The sequence below is a fragment of the Acidobacteriota bacterium genome, assembly GCA_034211275.1.
Lineage (GTDB): Bacteria > Acidobacteriota > Thermoanaerobaculia > Multivoradales > JAHZIX01 > JAGQSE01.
Genome location: JAXHTF010000140.1, coordinates 1 through 17934 on the forward strand (window position 1 = coordinate 1; position 17934 = coordinate 17934).

12 protein-coding genes are annotated in these 17934 nt (G+C 68.4%); 4 read left to right on the forward strand and 8 right to left on the reverse strand.

The window, feature by feature from the left end; all coding sequences use genetic code 11:
- Positions 1-467 precede the first annotated feature (467 nt).
- The 5 genes from SX243_18390 to SX243_18410 are packed head-to-tail and all read right to left on the reverse strand — an operon-like array spanning position 468 to position 5256.
- The gene (locus SX243_18390; GenBank protein ID MDY7094947.1) at positions 468-1688 is read right to left on the reverse strand and encodes an SO_0444 family Cu/Zn efflux transporter; all 1221 of its coding nucleotides are present in this window, start codon (positions 1686-1688) and stop codon (positions 468-470) included.
- A gap of 3 nt (positions 1689-1691) precedes the next feature.
- Complete coding sequence (locus SX243_18395) at positions 1692-2510, reverse strand: metal ABC transporter permease (protein MDY7094948.1); 819 nt, start codon at positions 2508-2510, stop codon at positions 1692-1694.
- Positions 2503-3375, reverse strand: coding sequence for a metal ABC transporter ATP-binding protein (locus SX243_18400; protein MDY7094949.1), 873 nt, complete (start codon positions 3373-3375; stop codon positions 2503-2505). The genes SX243_18395 and SX243_18400 overlap by 8 nt, the downstream gene beginning before the upstream one ends.
- Positions 3368-4246 carry a zinc ABC transporter substrate-binding protein gene (locus SX243_18405; protein ID MDY7094950.1) on the reverse strand — a complete coding sequence of 293 codons (879 nt, stop codon included), beginning with the start codon at positions 4244-4246 and terminating at the stop codon, positions 3368-3370. The genes SX243_18400 and SX243_18405 overlap by 8 nt, the downstream gene beginning before the upstream one ends.
- The gene (locus SX243_18410; GenBank protein MDY7094951.1) at positions 4243-5256 is read right to left on the reverse strand and encodes a nitronate monooxygenase; all 1014 of its coding nucleotides are present in this window, start codon (positions 5254-5256) and stop codon (positions 4243-4245) included. The genes SX243_18405 and SX243_18410 overlap by 4 nt, the downstream gene beginning before the upstream one ends.
- 203 nt (positions 5257-5459) lie before the next feature.
- Here SX243_18410 and SX243_18415 point away from each other — a divergent pair, with 203 nt between their 5' ends.
- Positions 5460-5942 (forward strand): YHS domain-containing (seleno)protein, encoded by a 483-nt coding sequence (locus tag SX243_18415; protein ID MDY7094952.1) that lies wholly within the window; start codon positions 5460-5462, stop codon positions 5940-5942.
- A 10-nt stretch (positions 5943-5952) separates the two neighbouring features.
- Positions 5953-6357, forward strand: a complete 405-nt coding sequence (locus tag SX243_18420) for a DoxX family protein (GenBank protein ID MDY7094953.1) — start codon at positions 5953-5955, stop codon at positions 6355-6357.
- Positions 6358-6391: 34 nt separating this feature from the next.
- Here the strand turns inward: SX243_18420 and SX243_18425 are convergent, their stop codons facing one another.
- Positions 6392-7243 carry a hypothetical protein gene (locus SX243_18425; protein ID MDY7094954.1) on the reverse strand — a complete coding sequence of 284 codons (852 nt, stop codon included), beginning with the start codon at positions 7241-7243 and terminating at the stop codon, positions 6392-6394.
- A 601-nt stretch (positions 7244-7844) separates the two neighbouring features.
- Here SX243_18425 and SX243_18430 point away from each other — a divergent pair.
- Positions 7845-10370, forward strand: coding sequence for a helicase C-terminal domain-containing protein (locus SX243_18430; protein MDY7094955.1), 2526 nt, complete (start codon positions 7845-7847; stop codon positions 10368-10370).
- Between the two features lie 715 nt (positions 10371-11085).
- Entirely contained in the window at positions 11086-12078 is a 993-nt protein-coding gene (gene sbnA, locus SX243_18435) for a 2,3-diaminopropionate biosynthesis protein SbnA (protein MDY7094956.1), read from the forward strand.
- A gap of 38 nt (positions 12079-12116) precedes the next feature.
- Here sbnA and SX243_18440 read toward each other — a convergent pair whose 3' ends face one another.
- Together SX243_18440 and SX243_18445 are read right to left on the reverse strand one after the other, a co-directional pair.
- Entirely contained in the window at positions 12117-12620 is a 504-nt protein-coding gene (locus SX243_18440) for a GNAT family N-acetyltransferase (GenBank protein MDY7094957.1), read from the reverse strand.
- 77 nt (positions 12621-12697) lie between these two features.
- The coding region (locus SX243_18445; protein MDY7094958.1) for an RHS repeat-associated core domain-containing protein at positions 12698-17934 on the reverse strand (5237 nt) is incomplete at its 5' end.

A 17934-nucleotide genomic window follows, 5' to 3' on the forward strand; every position in this document is an offset into this window, starting at 1 on the left:
CGAGTCCGCGGGCGATGCCGCGGTAGCGGAGGATGCCTTTGTCCGGGGGCGGGGTCATTGGGGGGAGGATATCGCAGGGGAGCTTCGGGGCTGGTAGGTGGCGACAGAGGCCGATGCGACTCCGCCCGGGGATCCAATCCCCGGGCTACTCCGGTTCCGCCAGCTCCGCTGGCTCCGGAGGGGAGGAAATCTCTGAGCAGATTCAGGGAGCCGGATTCATCCGGCGGTGTCCTGGGTAGCCCCGGGATTGATCCCGGGGCGAGGGTGGGGGCGCTGGATCTCGAGGAGTGGGCCTTGGTGGCCGATGCGACTCCGCCCGGGGATCCAATCCCCGGGCTACTCAGGTTCCGCCAGCTCCGCTGGCTCCGGAGGGGAGGAAATCTCTGAGCAGATTCAGGGAGCCGGATTCATCCGGCGGTGTCCTGGGTAGCCCTGGGATTGATCCCGGGGCGAGGGTGGGGGCCTTCTCAGCCCACCTCACCGCCCCCCAGAAACCCCTCTCGCAACTCCCGCAACCCACTCCGCAACGCCCCGCTGGACAACCGCCACACGAGCAGCACCGCCAGCACCACCGCGCTGGCGATGAGGATCAGGCCGAGGCCCTCGGCGGCGAATTCGGTGGTGGGGATCTGGAGGCTCCAGCCGGTGAGGGTGAGGAGGGCTTCCAGGGCCAGGCCGCAGAGGAGGGCGCCGGCGACGACGCTGGTGAGGTAGACGGCGACGAAGCGGGTGCTGAAGGTTTTGGCCAGGAGCACCAGGGTGGCGATGTTGGTGGCGGGGCCGGCGAGGAGGAAGACGAGGGCGGCGCCGGGGCCGAGGCCTTTGAGCATCAGGGCGGCGGCGATGGGGGTCGAGGCGGAGGCGCACATGTAGAGGGGGACGCCGATGACGAGGGCCAGGAGCATGGGCTTGAGGCCGCCGCCGAGGCCGAGGGCGGCGAGGTCGCCGGGGACCAGGGTGGCGACGGCGCCGGCGGCGAGGATGCCCACCAGCAGCCAGAAGGCGAGGTCGTCGAAGAGGTCGACGAAACCGTAGCGCAGGGCCGGGCGCAGGACGCCCTGCCAGAGGCCGGGGCCGGGATCTTGGTCCGCGGGAAGCTTGCCGAAGGGAGCCTGGAACCAGCGGCTGCGCCAAGTGCGCAGGGCGGCGAGGGCGCGGTCGGAGTGCTCGCCGGGGAGGTCGTGGCTGCCGCAGGCTTCGCAGTCGGTGCCACAGTCGGTGACACCCTCGGCGGGGTCCGATTCATCCTGAGAAACGGTGCGCGGCGTTGAGCTCTCCGGCAGCCAACCCAGGGCCATGGCGCCACCGAGGACCGCGGTGGAGAAGGCGGCGATGGGGCGGGCGATGGCCATCACCGGGCCCATCAGGCCCCAGGTGAGGAGGATGGAGTCGACGCTGGACTCCGGGGTGGTGGTGAGGAAGGAGAGGCTGGAGGGCAGGCTCGCGCCCTTGCGCCGCAGCTCGACGGTGATGGGCACGACGCCGCAGCTGCACACCGGCAGCGGCACACCGATGAGCGCTGCCAGGCACACGCCCTTCATGCCCCGGCGGCCCATCCAGCGCAGGATCAACGCCTCCGGCAGCAGCACGTGGAGCAGGCCGGCGGTGAACAGGCCGAAGAGCAGAAAGGGCGCCGCCAGGGCGAGCATGCGGGCGCTCTCGACGGCGAAGGTCTGGAGCCAGCCCATGGCTCAAGCTCTCCGGGTGAGGCCGGTGACGCCGTAGACCGCCAGCAGCAGCGCCGTTCCCAGGACGATGATGCAGGGGCCGGAAGGGGCGTCGAAGAGGTAGGAGATCCACAGCCCGCCGAGGGTGATGACCATGCCGCCGACGACGGCGGTGCTCAAGACGCCGGGGAGGCTACGGCACAGGCGCAGGCCGATGAGGGGCGGGATGGTCAGCAGGGCGAGGACCAGGAGCAGCCCGACCACCGGCAGCAGCACCACCACCGCCGCGCCCACCAGCAGCAGCAGCAGGGTGGAAAGCCAGCGCACCGGCACGCCCTGGGTGGCGGCGAAGGTTTCATCGAAGGTGCTGGCGACGATCTCTTTGTAGAACAGCCCCAAGAGCAGCAGGGTGACGGCGTCGAGGGTGGCCAGCAGCCACAGGTCGCCGGTGGTCACCAGCAGGATGTTGCCGAAGAGGTAGGCGGAGAGATCCGGCGGATAGCCCGGAGCGAAGTGCAGGAAGAGCACGCCGGCGGCCATGCCCACGGCCCAGAAGGCGCCGATGAGGGCGTCCCGGTTGAGGGCCTTGCGGCGGGACATGGGCCCCAGCAGCAGGGCGGCGACGGCGGTGGTGGCGAGGCCGCCGGCCTGGGGCGGCAGCTGCAGCAGGTGGCACAGGCCCAGGCCACCGAAGGCCGCGTGGCTCAAGCCGCCGCACAGGAAGGCCAGGCGCCGCAGCACCACGAAGGTGCCCAGGGCGCCGCATAGAACGCTGGTGAGCACCCCGGCGATGAGCGCCGGGCGTAGCAGCGGCTCGGACCACCAGATGAGGAGCTCACTCATGGGAGCCTCCTCCGGACCCATCCTGGGAAGGGCCGTGAGCATGCCCGTGGGCAGGAACATGTCCAGAAGTCGAGCCCTCGTGAGAGTGGGGGGCCAGTACCCGATGGGGTACGCCATGGGCGATGAGGTCCACGGGGCAGCCGTAGGTTTCCTCCAGCACCTCCGAGGTCAGCTCGCCGCTGCCGTGGTAGGTCAGGCTGCGGTTGACGCAGGCGATGCTCTGGACTTCCTGGGCCACTGCCGCCGGGTCGTGGGTCACCAGCACCACGGGCATGGTGCGGTGGAGCTCCAGCAGAAGCTCCCGCACCACCCGCCGGGATTCGACGTCGAGGGAGGCCAGGGGTTCGTCCAGGAGCATGGCCTCCGGCTCGCCGGCGAGGGCGCGGGCGATGAGCACCCGCTGGATCTGGCCGCCGGAGAGCTCCGTCGCCGGCTCTTGGGCCCGATCCTCCAGATGCACTGCCTCCAGGGCTCGCCGGGCGGCCTCCCGGTCCTCCCGGCGATAGCGCCGGCCGAGACCGCGGCGGGAGATGCGCCCCATGAGCACGACCTCCTCCACCCGCAGCGGCACGCCGGCTTCGAAGGTCGAATATTGGGGCACGTAACCCAGGCGCTTGCGGCCGTGGGGCAGATGGGAGACGACCGAGCCCCGCCGCGGCTCCACCAGCCCCAGCAGCACCCGCAGCAGGGTGGTCTTGCCGCCGCCGTTGGGGCCGATGATGGCCAGATACTCCCGCGAGCCGATTTCCAGCTGGACGTTCTCCAGCACCGCCGGACCGCCGTTGTAGCCGGCGGTGATGCCCCGCAGCTCGAGAGCCGGGCCGGTGGCTGCGGCTGGGGCGGCAGCGGGGGAGCCTTCAGTCATGGTCGCAGCTCCGGCTGATCAGCTCCGCGGCCTTGCGCAGGGTCGCCGGGATGTCGCGGCTCAGGGGATCGAGGACCTCGGTCTCCGCCCCCAGGGCGCGGGCGACGGAGAGGCTGGTGGCCTCGGGACGTCCCGGCCGCACCAGCATCAGCTGGATGCGCGCCACCCGGGCGGCTTCGACGGTGTGCTGGAGGGAGGCCGGGCCGGGCTCTTTGCCGCCGTGCTCGATGGCCAGCTCCACCAGCCCGTAGCGCCGGGCGAAGGCGCCCCAGGCGGGATGGTCCACCAGGAAGGCGCGGCAGGGGGAGGCGGCGAGGAATTGGGCCAGCTCCGCTTCCAGGGCTCGGGCCTCGGCGGCAAACGCTTCGGCGCGTTGCCGATAGCCGTCGGCACCTTCCGGATCGATCTCCGCCAGCCGTTCCCCCAGCTCCCGGGCGATGAGCTCGAGCACCGGCGGCGCCAGCCACGGGTGGGGCTCCTCCAGACCCTCCACGGCGGTGCCGGCCACCTCCATGAGGGAGATCTGTTGCAGATCCGGGGAGCGCTCGGTGGTGGATTCCAGGAGCCGTTCCTCGAAGGCGAAGCTGGGATGGCCCACCCGCAGCAGCAGATCGGACTCCAGCAGCGCCTTCAGGTCGCCGGGCCGGGGCTCGTACTCGTGGGGCGAGCGGCCGGTGGGGATCAGGACCTGGACGTCCACCCGCTCGCCGCCGACGCGGTCGAGGAGATAGCCCAGGGGCTCGATGGTGGCGGTGGCGGTGACAGGAGCCTTCTGCAGCAGCTGGGGGGGCTCGGCGCAGCCGGTCAGCAAGCTCGTGGGGAGCAAGCCCAGGAGAAGCAGCCAGGCGATTCGGGAGGGGACGAATCTCATGATGCTTGAATCTTGCTGCCGGTGCCGGAGCGTTCCCGGGCCGCCGCGGCGAAACGGCGCACCACGTCGCCGGCGGGCTCGATGCGCTGGACTCCGGCGACGCTCTTGCCGGCCTGCAGGTAGTCCTTGTAGGAGAAGGACCGCAGCGACGATTTCTTCAGGTTGCGCAGCGAGCGCACGGCGTAGATCATGCGCATCCAATGCTTGGTGCGGCGCCCTTTGAGCATCCAGCGGGCGATGGGGCCGGCCTTGGTGCCGATGGACTCGATGTAGGGAGTGCGGATCACCGACACCGGCACGCCGGTGATGCGCTCGGTGAGCACGATGTCGTCTTCGTCCGCCTCCACTACCGCGTCCTTGTAGCTCTCGTGGGCGGTGCACTCCTCGGTGGCGATGAAGCGGGTGCCCATCTGGACGCCGGCGTAGCCGAGATCCAGGGCCTCGACGAAGCGCTCTTCGGAGCCGATACCGCCGGCGCAGATCACCGGCACGCCGTAGCCTTCTAGCTCTTCTATCAGCTCCTTCGTCCCCTGGTCTCCAGCATGGCCGCCGGCGCGGTCGTTCACCGCGATGAGGCCGTCCGCCCCTGCCTCCAGCCCCTTCTCCGCCCACTTTCGATTGGTGACGTCGTGGTAGACGAAGCCGCCGGCGGCGTGGACTTTCTCCACCACCCAGCGGGGGTTGCCCAGGGAGGTGACGAAGAAGCGCACCCCGGCCTCCAGCGCCTGGTCGGTGTAGCGCTCCATGCGCTCCTGGTAGACCTTGGAGGATTTCTCCACGATGACGTTCATTCCCACCGGTTTGTCGGTGAGGCTGCGGATGTAGTCCAGCCCCTGTTGGAACTCGTAGCTGTGGACGTAGACCAGGGAGAGGGGTTGGATCACACCGATGCCGCCGGCTTCGGAGACCGCGGCCACCAGCTCGGGGTTGCTGCACGGATACATGGCACCGCAGATCAGCGGCACGTCGATGCCCAGCTGGCGGGTGAGGGGAGTATCGAGAAGGGACATGGAGGTCTCCGTCGGTTGCGGTTTGGGTGGCCGATTTGAGTGGTCGGATTGGCCTGGCGAGCCAGCGGATTACGCTACCACAGGGGTCCTCGAATCGTGGGCCCGAGGACGAGGTGATTGAACCGACCCACTCCATCGCGTCGTACCATGAGCGAGACCGATTGCCGGAAGCACCCCCGGCAATCCCTACCAAGGAGAGTTCCATGATTTCTGCAGATATTCGCCTCCCAGCCTGGGGCCGTGCCTCGCTGATCCTTGCCATTCTCGCTCTGGTCCTGGCCGTGGCCCCTGGCGCCGAGGCCGCGGGCAAGGTGAATAAGAGCCTCTTCGGAGACGTCGCCATCGAGGGCTACGACGCCGTGGCCTACTTCGAGGATGATAAGCCGGTGGAGGGGAGCAAGGACTTCACCTTCGAGTGGATGGACGCCACCTGGCGCTTCGCCAGCGCCGAGCATCGTGATCTCTTCGAGGCGGATCCGGAGAAGTACGCGCCCCAATATGGCGGCTATTGCGCCTACGCCGTGAGCCAGGGCAGCACCGCCGGCATCGACCCGGAGGCCTGGTCCATCGTCGACGGCAAGCTCTACCTGAACTACAACCAGAAGATTCAGAAGAAGTGGGAAGCGGACCGCGACGCCTTCATCGAGGCGGCGGACGAGAACTGGCCCAAACTGAACGAAGAGTGAGGTCTAGATCATGAGCACGAGTCTCAACAAGGGCGCCAAGATCGCTTCCTGGGTGGCACAGCTGGTCGTCGCGGTGATTCTGCTTCAGACCCTCTACTTCAAATTCACCGCCGCGCCGGAGCCGGTATGGATCTTCCAACAGCTGGGGGTGGAGCCCTGGGGCCGTATCGCCACGGGAATCCTCGAGCTCATCGCCGGTCTGGCGATCCTGGTGCCGGCGACGGTGGTACTGGGGGCGTTGCTCTCCGCCGGCCTGATGGTGGGGGCCATCCTCAGCCATTTGACGGTCTTGGGCATCGAGGTCCAGAACGACGGCGGCACCCTCTTCGTCATGGCCCTGGTGGTCTTCGCCGCCAGCCTGGTGGTGCTGTGGATCCGCCGCCGGGAGCTGCCGGTGGTGGGGGACCGTTTCTGATCCAGAAGAACGCCTAGTTCCAGAGCGCGCCGTCTCAGCCTCGGCTGAGGCGCCGGAAGGACCATCTGCCGCTGGCCTCGTCCACCCATCGCGGGGACGAGGCCAGCGGAAAGACATTTGCCAGCTCCTCGGTCTTCAGCAGCGCCTTGCCGCGGGCGGGCTCGGGGACCTCGTCTCCGTGGAAGAGGGAGAGTATCAACTCGTCCACCAGTGACGGCTCGCGGTAGAGCTCCTGCGAGGTGCTCGGTCCGGCCTCGATGCTGACGGGGCCTCGCCCACTCTCCCGCAGCCAGCGCACGACCTCCCGCGGTCCCGGCTCATCCGCCGCCACCACCGGCACTCCCCGCGCCTCCGCTGCCTCCCCTAGCAACTCAGCTCCGGATCGACCGGTGAAAATCGCTGTCTCCCCGGCGAAGAGGGGGTGCTGCCAATCCAAATCCCGCCCGGAGGTCAAAACCACGCTCAGCGGTGGTCCCTCCAACCCTTCCCGCTGCCGCCAAGCCTCCAACGCTCCTGCCGCCGGCTCCCCCACCAGCGCCTGATGATGCAGCTTCGGCTCCGCCCGCAGATTGGCCCCGGTGGTGAGGATGGCTCCGGCGCGAGCCCGGCAGAGGCTGAGGACGAAGGCATCCCAGGGGCTCTTGGGGGTGTGCTCGTTGATCGCCAGGGTGCGCAGCTCCTGCCCTTCCTCCCCAGAGAGCCAACAGGCGGTGACATGACTCACCCGCCCCTCGCCGCCGCGCGGGGACGGGAGACCTTCCGGGAAGAGAGCCTCAATGACCGCATCCACCGCCTCCGGCGAGGTCACTTCTTCCAGGTTGGGACCCTGGTAGGGGGTTGGGGGGTGGTTCCAGGGGTCGGAAAGAGTGCCGTGTTGAGATGTCATGCTTCTTCTCCGCTGAGAGCGCCCCCACCCCCGCCCCGGGATCAATCCCGGGGCTACCCAGGACACCGCCGGATGAATCCGGCTCCCAGAATCTGCTCCACCACGGTTGTTCCTCCGGAGCCAGCGGAGCTGGCGGACCCTGAGTAGCCCGGGGATTGGATCCCCGGGCGGAGCTGCCGTGACCACGGGCGTTGACTACTCTGGCTTCCCCCTGGGAGCGCCGGCCTCCGGCCGGCTCCGGTCAGCCCTTAGATGAGCGCCCCCGCCCTCGCCCCGGGATCAATCCCGGGGCTACCCAGGACACCGCCGGATGAATCCGGCTCCCAGAATCTGCTCAGAGCCTTCTCGCTCCCACGCTCCGGCGTGGGAGCACAGGGGAGACGCTCCAGCGTCGGGGGTGGGGGAGTGAGCTCGTTGACCTCCAGGTATCTTGCTTCGGAAGGTCACCCGCCCCGCTGGAGCGGGGCCTTGACGTTGGTGCAAAGCGCATCGATGTGCGATTCCCACGCTGGAGCGTGGGAACCAGCAGATTTTGTCTCGGGCTCCCCCTCGGGAGCGCCTCTGTCCTCGCCCCAGGATTGGATCCCCGGGCGGAGCTGCCGTGACCACGGGCGTTGACTACTTCGGCTCCCCCCGCCCAGAAAGTGCCTTTTCCCCCCACACCTTATACTCTCCGGCCATGGCGCCGCGCATCGACAGTGAAGCCCTGATTCTGGATCTGGGAGTCTACGATTTGCTGGAGACCCGGCTCCTGCGCAGCCTGGGGTTCGCCCAGCGGGGGGGCTACGAGCGGCTGTGGCTGGGGCAGGCGATTCACAGCCGATACCAGGAGCAGGTTCTAGAGCAAGATCCCACCTACCGCCGTGAGGTGGTGGTGCGCAAGACCTTCGAGTTCCGCGGCTGGCAGGTGCGGGTGAGCGGCCGGGCAGACGGGCTGCGGCGGGATCCCGACGGCACCCTGGTGGTGGAGGAGATCAAATCCGTGCGTCGGGGCGGCCAGCTGAGCGCCGCCGCGCGGGAGGTCTACGAGCGCCAGGCCATGCTCTACGCCTGGATGCTGGAGGGCACCGAGGAAGCCGGCGAGGCACCGGTGCGGCCGGAGCTGGTGTTCATCGAGATCGGTTCCGACGCCGTCGAACGGGTGGAGCTTTCCGCCGACCTGCGGGGGCTGGAAGTGGCGGTGAAGCGCCGGGTGGGGGAGATCCTCGCCAATATCGAGCGCCAGCGGGAAGCGCGGGAGAACCGCGTCGCCGCCGCCGCCGAAACCACCTTCCCCTTTCCCGAGCTGCGCCCCGGGCAGGAGCAGATCCTGGAGTCGGTGCAGGCCGCCATGGAGAGCTCCGACCACCTGCTGTTGGAGGCCGCCACCGGCATCGGCAAGACCGTCGCCACCCTCTACCCGACGTTGCGCTACTGCCTGGAGCACGACAAGCGCCTCTTCGTCCTCACCGCCAAAAACACCCAGCAGGACATGGTCACCACCGTCCTGCGCATGCTCAACCAGCACGGATCCTTCCACTCCCTGCGCATGCGCGCCAAGGCCCGCATGTGCGCCAACGACCAGCTGATCTGCCACGAGGAGTATTGCCGCTTCGCCCGGGACTACTACCTGAAGCTCCAGAGCTCCCAGGTCGTGGGGAATCTGCTGGATCGCCACACCACCCTCGATCCGGAGGCGGTCTACGAGGCCTCCCGGGAGGCGGAGGTCTGTCCCTTCGAGGTCAGCCTGGAGGTGGGGGAGCAGGTGCAGGTGACGGTGTGCGACTACAACTACGTCTTCGACCCCTACGTCTCTCTTTCCAATTTCGGCGGCGATTCGGACCTCAGCGACACCGTGCTGGTGATCGACGAGATCCACAACCTGGTGGGGCGGGGGCGGGGTTACTACAGTCCGGAGCTGGGGGCCGAGCCGGCGCGGCGGGCGGCGGAGGCCATGCGGCTGGGAGGGCAGCCGGTGCACTTCGAGATCGAGGCGCTGTGCCTGAAGCTGGCGGCGTTCATCGATCAGAGCGTGGAGGATGCCTTGGCCGTGGCGCCGCCGCAGGTGGAGGCGCTGGAGACCACCCTGCCGGAGGATCGCCTGTGGTCGCTGCGGCCGGCCTTCGACAGCGCCTTCATCGACTACCTGGAGTACCAGCGGGAGACCAAGAGCTTCCGCGCTGAGGATCCCTTCGTTCAGCTCTACTTCGACTTCCTGCGCTTCCTCAACGGTCTGGTGGTCTCCGACCAGGCCTTCAGCCATTGCGTCGAGCGGCGCCGGGACGGCCGTTGGTTCAAGGTGCTGTGCAAGGATCCCAGCCGCTTTCTGGGACAGGTGATCCACCGCTGCCACTCGGTGGTGGGCCTCTCCGCCACCCTTTCGCCGCCGGAGTTCTACCGCGATCTGCTGGGCTTCGAGGTCGCCCGCACCTCCACCGTGTCGATCCCCAATCCCTTCCCGGCGGAGCGCCGGCGGGTGGTGGTGGACGCGGCGGTGGCCACCACCTGGAAGCAGCGGCCGCAGAATTATCCGCGCATCGCCGAGCGCCTGGCGGCCTTCGCCGCGGCGGTGCCGGGGAATTGCCTGGCGCTCTTCCCCAGCTATGACTTTCTGGCCCAGGTGGCGGGGCTGATGCCGCTGGTGGACAAGCGGGTGCTGGTGCAGCAGCGGGCGTCCGGCGACAAGGAGCGGGAGGAGATTCTCGACACCCTGCGGGGCGCCCTGCTGGGGGACGTGTTGCTGCTGGCGGTGGCCGGCGGCGTGTTCGCCGAGGGAGTGGACTATCCCGGCGACATGCTGCGGGCGGTGGCGGTGGTGGGGCCGTGCCTGCCGGCGCTCAATCTGGAGCAGCAGCTGCTCAAGGAGTACTACGAGGAGCGTTTCGAGAAGGGCTTCGAATACGCCTTCGTGGTGCCCGGCATGACCCGGGTGGTGCAGGCGGCGGGGCGGCTGATCCGTTCGCCCCAGGACACCGGCGTCATCGCCCTCTTCGACAAACGCTTCCTCTACCGCCCCTACCGCAGCCACCTGCCGGAGGATTGGCTGCCGGAGAAGGGGGTCAAGGGGCTGGTGGACGAGCCGGCGAAGGCGGCGCGCCAATTCTTCGGCTCCTTGGCGGAGCTTTCAGCGCTGGCGGATTCGAACTAGGCCACGATCTGGAAACCTTTCGCCGGGGGCTCCGTAGTACTGATCAGGAGCACGAGAGTCTGGTACCCATCCAGAAGCTTCCCTCCTACCTCCTCGAAACAACCCCGCTCTCCGCGGGGTTCTTTTTTTGGCCCGAGCAGACCCTGAAAAGCCCACCAGCAGGCGAGTCGCGAGGTATGCCGCACTGGCATAGACGCCCTTCGAGGACCGGCCGTAGGAATTCATGAGCAGGCAAGACGCACAGTCTCCTCGCTTCTCCTCCTTGCAGCCCCGCCGCCGTGGCGGGGCTTTTTTTGCGGGCGGCTCGCTCCAGAGTCCCGTCTTCCTTCTCGATTTCTTCGACTTGTCATCGTTTGTTTGAACCAGTATCGCTTTCCATCCGTATCAAGACACGAAGCAGGGGACTCCCAAGAGTCTCCTTCGCTTCTCCTCCTTCAGCCCCGCTGTCGCGGGGCCTTTTTTGTGCCCTCTCTGCGAGCCTCCGATCCGGGTAGACGCGGCGCTTTGTCCTTCTGAGCTTTGTCCCTCTGAGCTCGGTGGCCCACACTACCTTTGTCGATGGACTTGCAGTAGTTGCCGGAGAACTCTCGATGGTAACTGCCGTATATGTATGACAAGGGCATTGCGTCCTTGCTTGCTCGTTGAGTTGTTTTGAGGGACGGGCGTCGGGGAGTGGCCGCCCCACCGACCGAACCGAGATCCCAAGGAGGCTCAGGTGATAGGCGGAATCCTCGCCGCGGTCGGCAATACCCCCCTCGTTTCTCTAGTGCGCCTTTTTCCGGAAGAATCTCTCCGGATCTTCGCCAAAGTCGAAGGGCTCAATCCCGGTGGCAGCTCCAAGGACCGGCCGGCCCTGGCCATCCTCGAGGCCGCCCTCGAGACCGGGGAAGTGAAGCCCGGCACCACCATCGTCGAGTCCAGCTCGGGGAATATGGGGATCGGGCTGGCGCAATTTTGCGCCTACCATGACCTGCCACTGATCTGCGTCGTCGACTCCAAGACGACGCTGCAGAATCGGCGCATTCTGGAGGCTTACGGAGCTCGCCTGGAGGTGGTGACGGAGCCCGACCCGGAAACCGGTGAGCTCCTCCAGGCCCGGCTCAAGCGGGTGGAGCAATTGGTGCAGCTGCATCGCCCTGCCTACTGGCCCAACCAATACGCCAATCACGAGAACGCTGGAGCCCATTTCCGCACCACCATGGCGGAGATCGTGAACGAATTGGGGGCTCCGCCGGACTATCTCTTCTGCGCCACCAGTACCTGCGGAACCCTCCGGGGTTGCCTGGAGTCGGTGAAGCGTCACGGGTATCCCACTCAGCTGGTGGCGGTGGATGCCGTCGGCAGCCTGATCTTCTCGTCCATCGCCGAGCCGCGGCAGATCCCCGGCCTGGGAGCGGGGCTGTGCCCGCCGCTGTGCCCGAGCCCGGAGGATTGCGTGGTTCTCCACGTCTCCGACCTCGACTGCATCACCGGCTGCCGGACGCTGGTGCGCCGGGAGGCCATCCTCGCCGGCGGATCGTCCGGCGGGGTGGTCTCGGCCCTGGGCCGCTACCGCCATCGCATCCCCGACGGCTCTACCTGCGTCCTGATCCTGCCGGATCGGGGCGAGCGCTATCTGGATTCGGTGTACTCCGACGAATGGGTCTTCGAGCACTACGGCGCGACGGCCTTGGAGGAGATGACCGCTCAGAAGCTGCAGAGAGTTTGAGGGAGGCCCCGCGGGGCAGGGGCCCGCTTGGAATCGGCTCAGGCCTCGGAGCTCTCGAGATCGAGGTGGAACATGGGCAGCTCCCTCCCCGGGATGCTGCCGGAGGGGCGGGTGCCTGCGGGGATGGCTCCCATGCGCTGGTAGAAGTCGCCGGCGTTGGGGTCGCCTTGGATCACCAGCACCGCGTAGCCCAGCCGGCGCGCCTCGGCGGCGGCGTGCTCGAGGAGCAGCCGGCCGAGACCGCTGCGCTGCCGGTGGGGCTCGATGAAGAGGGCACCGAGCTCGACGCCGTCATCTGCCCTTGATTCTCCGGCGGCGATGGGTTCTAAGGTGTAAAAACCTGCCACCTTGCCGTCCATTTCCACCACGAAGGCGGGATGTTCTTCGAGCACCTCCGGCGAGTAGGTGAGCTCTTGGCGCATGCTCTCGAGCATCTCCCGCGGGTAGCCCCAAGAGCCCTTGGAGCGCAGGGCGAGATCGCTGAGCAGGGCGGATTCCTCCAGCTTGGCTCGGCGAATGGAGTGCTGGGATCGAGGGCTCATGAGGGTAACCTCGGGTCAAAGTATCACCGGGGCTCACTGCCGAAGCGCTCCCCGAGGGTATTTGTCCCCCAGGGCTGCTATTGATGCTCGTTCAGATACTCCTGCCACCACTCCTCAATCTCCCTCTCGATCATCGGCTGGCCGTCGGGAATCTCGGTGCAGGCGACTTCAACGGGGCCCTTGCCGATGCAAATCTCGCGAGTCCGGGGTTTGATGTAGATCGGCAGCTTCCCCCACGGCCCGGCGGGAGCGACCTTCTCGGTCATTTTGCGCAGGAGCTCCTCGAATCTTTCCCGCATCCTGCGCCGACGCTCGATCTCTAGCTTTTCCTCGCGGGTGAGGCGGCTAGCGTCCCAAGGAATCTTGTGTTCCGGGATGGTGCCGCTGGGGGCGGGATTCTCGGTGTAGTAGCGCTGCCAGCAGCCGGCGTCGTTCGATGCGCAGGGGCTGTCCTTCGCCGGGCCGCCGGCGCTGGGAGGAGCCATCGGCGGTGCCGGTTGTTGAGGCTCGATCCCCAGCTGCTCCGGCGTCACGACGATGTTCTTGATGCGGGAACGCTCGATGGCGTCCAGGGCTGCCTGCTGGCGCCGGTCGGCGTCCAGAAGGCTCTCGGAAGGACCGGGGGGCGGGGCTGGTTGCTGCGCAGGGGGCTCGAAGGGCGAGGCGCCGGCGACCTGGGGCGGCTCGTCCCGCAGCAGCAGGAGGAAGACGTCGATCTTGTGCAGCCGTCGCTCCTGGCAGGCGCTGGTCTTGCACCCCGCCAGCTCGATGGCCAGCTCGTCCAAATAGGCCAGGCCTTCCTCGTCGAGGCGCGTGGGGTCGATCTCGCCCCGGGCCAGCATGCGGTTGAGGCGGCGCTCCAGCTGCTTCTCCCAGCGATCGTAGCGCCGTTCCTGACGCTTTTCTCGGCGGGCTTCCCGGCGCTCCTGACGGCGCTCCTTGCCGCCGCCGCCGAAGAGAGCGGTGTGGGGACCGGAGCCGTAGGTGCTGATGGGGTCGACGCTGTCCCCCGGCAGACCCTCTTCGCCGCCGGAGGGCGGATCGCATTTGAAGCCGCAGGGATCGAGATCGAAGGGCCCGCCGGAGGTGAGGTCGAGCTGCGATCCGTCGAAGCCATCAGCGGTTTCGATGCCCATGCTGCGTTCCAGCTGAGCGATCTCCCAGGTGGTGTTGATGGAGCCGATCATGCCGGCGTCGGAAGGACCGGGACCGGGCTGAGGAAGCTCGACACCCGCACCGCCCCCGAAGCTGCCCGTGGGCCGAAGGGGGCAGGCCCACAAACCCAGCGGGTCGGCGTATTGAACCGGGTCGCCATGGGCGTAGAGAGTGCGGTGCAACCCTCCCCGGAGACCGGCGGGATCCGGCCGCAGGAAGCGCCCGGTCTGGGGATCGTAAACCCGGTGACGGGCGAAGGCCACGGACTCCAGACCAGGCAGCGTCTCCATGCCGGCGAAGCCCAGGGGCGAAGGTCCCACCGAGTCTTCCCGCGAGGCTCCTACCCCGAAAGCGGTGGGTACCGAAGAAGGGTCTGCAGAGCTGGAGGAAGCAGCGGAGCTGGAGGAAGCAGCGAAGCGAGAGAAGTAGGCTGCCACCTCCGCCAGCCAGGTCTCGGTCTCCAGGGCCCCGGCGGGGCGGGTGGTCAAGGCCCGGAGCGCCACCCCTTCCAGGTTGGGGTAGGCGTGGGTGGAGCCGTCGAAGTCGCGCACCGCCATCGGTGGGGCGGCGGGATTGAGGCGCCACTCGGTGAGGCGTCGGCGGCCGTCGGCGTCTTCCACCGCCACCGGCAGTCCAGCGGCGTCGCGATAGAGGTGGTAGCGATCCTCCCCACGGCCGGTCTCCTCGACGGAGCCGTCCGGGCGCCGCCGATAGACGATGCCGTGGTGATCTCGAAGCACGCCGTCCCAGGGATCGAGGGAAAGGGCTTGATCACCCACTTGCAGCACTCGCTCCAATGGATGGTCCGGGTCGTAGCCGACGGTCTGGGGGGTTGCTGACGAGCTCTCGGTGGCGACGCGGCCGCCGGTGGAGTTGAGACGGTAGCGCCAGGAGACCGTCTCGCCGCTCCGGCGCTGCTGCCGCTGGGAGCTCACCCGCTCCGCCACCAGTCTTCCGGCCCCGTCGTAGGCGAAGCTCCGTTGCCACGAACCCCCACGGCGGCCCAACTTCTGTTCCGACACCAGCCGCCCCAGGGCGTCGAAGGAACCGCGCCAGCCGCCCAAGGGATCTCCCTGAGCATTGTGGGATCGGCGCTCCGCCAGCCGCCCCAGGGCATCCCACCGGAGCTCGAGGGAGCCGTCCGGCAGATCGATGGTGGTGGGCCGCCCGAGGTCGTCCCGGTCCCGGACCTCTCCGTGCACCGTTCCATCCTGGGGCGTCCAGACCCGGTCGAGGCGGAAGTCGAAGGGAGTTCCGTAGTCGTATTCGAGAGTCGGTCCCTGGGCCCCCGCCTCGCTCTTCAGCACGTCGTTGCGGTACCAGCTCCAGGTGCTCTCGCCCTGGTCGACGCCGATGAGGAAGAGCCGGCGGCCGGTGGGCCGCCCGGCGCTGTCGTAGGTCCACTGCAGCCGGACCTCTTCCGACGGCGCCGCCCCATCAACGCCCCGGAGGCGGCGGCTGCGGCGAGGCTGGTCCCAGGAGTCGAGATCCTGCCACTGCAGCACATCGAGCCCCCGGGCGCCGCGGAAGCGCTGTTCCACCAGTCGTCCCAGGGCGTCGTACTGCCGCTGCTCGCGGCGCACGGAACCATCGTGACCGATCATCCGACGTCCCACGAGGCGGGGATAGTGCAGGGCGTCGGGGGTGGTGGGGGAGTACTCAAAAATCTCTTCGAGGCCGCGGTAGCTCTCGCTGGTCACCAGGCCGGAAACGGCATCGTAGCCGAAGCGGGTGATCTCACCGCCGGCATCGACGGCCTCCAGTCGCCCGCCGGGACCGAAGGTGCGATCGACCCGGTAGCCGTCGAAGGCGTCCCCGTCGAAGAGGCTGCCGTCGGCGGGATCTTGAAGCTCTCGGAGGAGAGCGGGGCCGTACACCGTGCGGGGTAGGCCATTGTCGTCGAAGGCGGCGCGGGTGCGCACCGTCTCCGTAGCCGGCCCGCCGCGATCAACGGTGATGGGTAGGCTGCCTTGCCAGCGGGTCTCCTCCAAGCCGCCCAGGGGATCCTCGGCGGCGATGGTGCGGCCGGCTCCGTCGAGCCAGAAGCGCTGGATGGAGCCATCGGCCAAGGTCGCTTCCATGCCCATCAGAGCGTCGAGGCGCTCTCCCGATCCGTCGAGGCGGCGGGTGTACTGGGCACCGGCGCGATAGCGCAGGCTCACCGATCCGGCGCCGGGCAAGTCCAGGGAGCTCAACCGGCCCTGGGGGTCGTAGCGGCGCTCCAGCTCGACGCCCTCCTCGTCGGTGGTGCGCCGCAGCCGACCGCGGAGATCGTAGGCGAAGAGGCGGCTGCCGACTCCCGGCCTCTCCTCCTCCACCAAGCGCCCCCAAGGGTCGTAGGCGAAGATCTTCGTATGGCTGTTGACCCCCGGAGCCTCGAATTCATGGCGCAGCACCCGGAAACTGTCTCCGTCGTAGGTGAGCTCTTCAAACTTCAGGGGATTGGGGAAGGCGTGATCGATGCGCACGGGCCGGTCCAAGACGTCATAGAGGGTGCGTCGCCGCACGCCCTCGGTGCGGGTCTCGACGATGCGCCCGGCGTCGTCCAGGCGTTGTTGGTAGAGCAGCCAGCGTCCGGCCTCACCTTCGGCATCCTCTCCTTCCAGCTCCTCCCGGGCCAGCTGGCCGGAGAAGAGGTAGTCGCGATGAGTACGGGCGCCGTCGGCGCCGGTGCGAGTCTTCACCCGGCCGCTGCCGTCGAGGTCCAGCTCGACCCGGCCCAGCGGACCCTCGGCAGCTACGGTGCGCCCGTGGATGTCGAGCTCGTCGACGAAGCTCAGCTGCCGCGGGCCGTCGGTGACTTCCCGCCGCTGCTGGCCCAAATGAGGCTCGTAGAACCACTCGGTGACCACACCGGCGGCGTCCTCCCGCCGCACCGGGCGGTCGAGGCCGTCCCGTACCTCCAGCACCTGGGAGCCCAACTGGTCGGTGGTGAGGGTCTCCTCGCTGCCGTCGTCCAGAATCCGGTACTCCCAGGTAGCGAGGCGCAGCCGCTGGCCGCGGCGGTCCACCAGCGTTTCGCTCAGCGGGCGGCCGAGGGGGTCGAGGTCCAGCTCCACGACGGTGCCGTCGGGCTCCCGGCGCCGCACCAGGCGATCCAGCGCGTCGTACTCGAAGAGGCGGTTCCACGCCGCCGGCGCCAGGTTGCCGTCGGGCCCCAGGGTCTCCGCCGTCGCCTCGCGGCGGATCTTCCGCACCCGGTGCCGAGGGTCGTACTCGAAGATCATGGCCCCCCGCTCCGGGGTTTCAACCCGCACGGTACGGCCGAAGGCGTCGAGCTTCTCGCTGGAGAGCAGCCGGCCGTCGAGGCGGAGGGAGCGGCGCAGGGTACCGCTGCGCTCCACCAGCACCCGGTCCAGGGGATCCACGTCCACTCGCCGGTTGGGCGCCCACCAGGTGGTTTCGGCGATCCAGCGCCGCGGCTCTTTCCGGAGGTCGACGGGGGCCGGCCGCAGGCGCAGCATGGGGCGGCCGGCGGAATCCCGGTAGGGCACCACGGAGAACGCCGGGTCTTCCTGACCCAGATAGAACGGCTCCGCCTGGGCCCGCGGCAGGCCGTCGGTGCCGTAGGCGATCCAGCTCTCCACCAGACGGGTGCCGGTCTCGCAGCCGGCGTCCAGGTCGTGGGAGCCGTCCACCGTCAGGTGGTCCACCCGGCAGCTGATGCGCCGGGTGCTGCGGCCGAAGCCGTCCAGATACTCGAGCATCAGCCGATCGCCCTCGACTTCGGCCCAGCGGGGCTCGAGGAAGTTCTCGTCCTCGCGGTGGGTCAGCAGGTCGTCGTAGTGGAATTCGGTGACCTCGGGGCTGCCGGTGCCGTGGATCGAACGCTCGCGCCGGGTGATGCGGTGCAGGCCGTCGTATTCGAAGGTGGAGACCACGCCCCGCCAGCTCTCTTCCACCAGCCGGCAATGGTCGTCGAAGCGCTCTTCGAACACCCGCCCGGCGGCGTCGATAGTGCGGTGAGTGCCGCACCACGGCTCCATCTCCCAGCGTTCCTGGACTCCCACGCCCTCGATCTCCCGGGAGGCCGGTTCGCCGTGGGGGAGACGGGTGGTGAGGGTGACGCGGCAATCCTCTCCCCCCTCGCCGCACACCTCCACTCGCCCCGGATCGTCGAAGCCGGTGAAGTCGCTCAGGCTGCGCTGATGAAGAACGG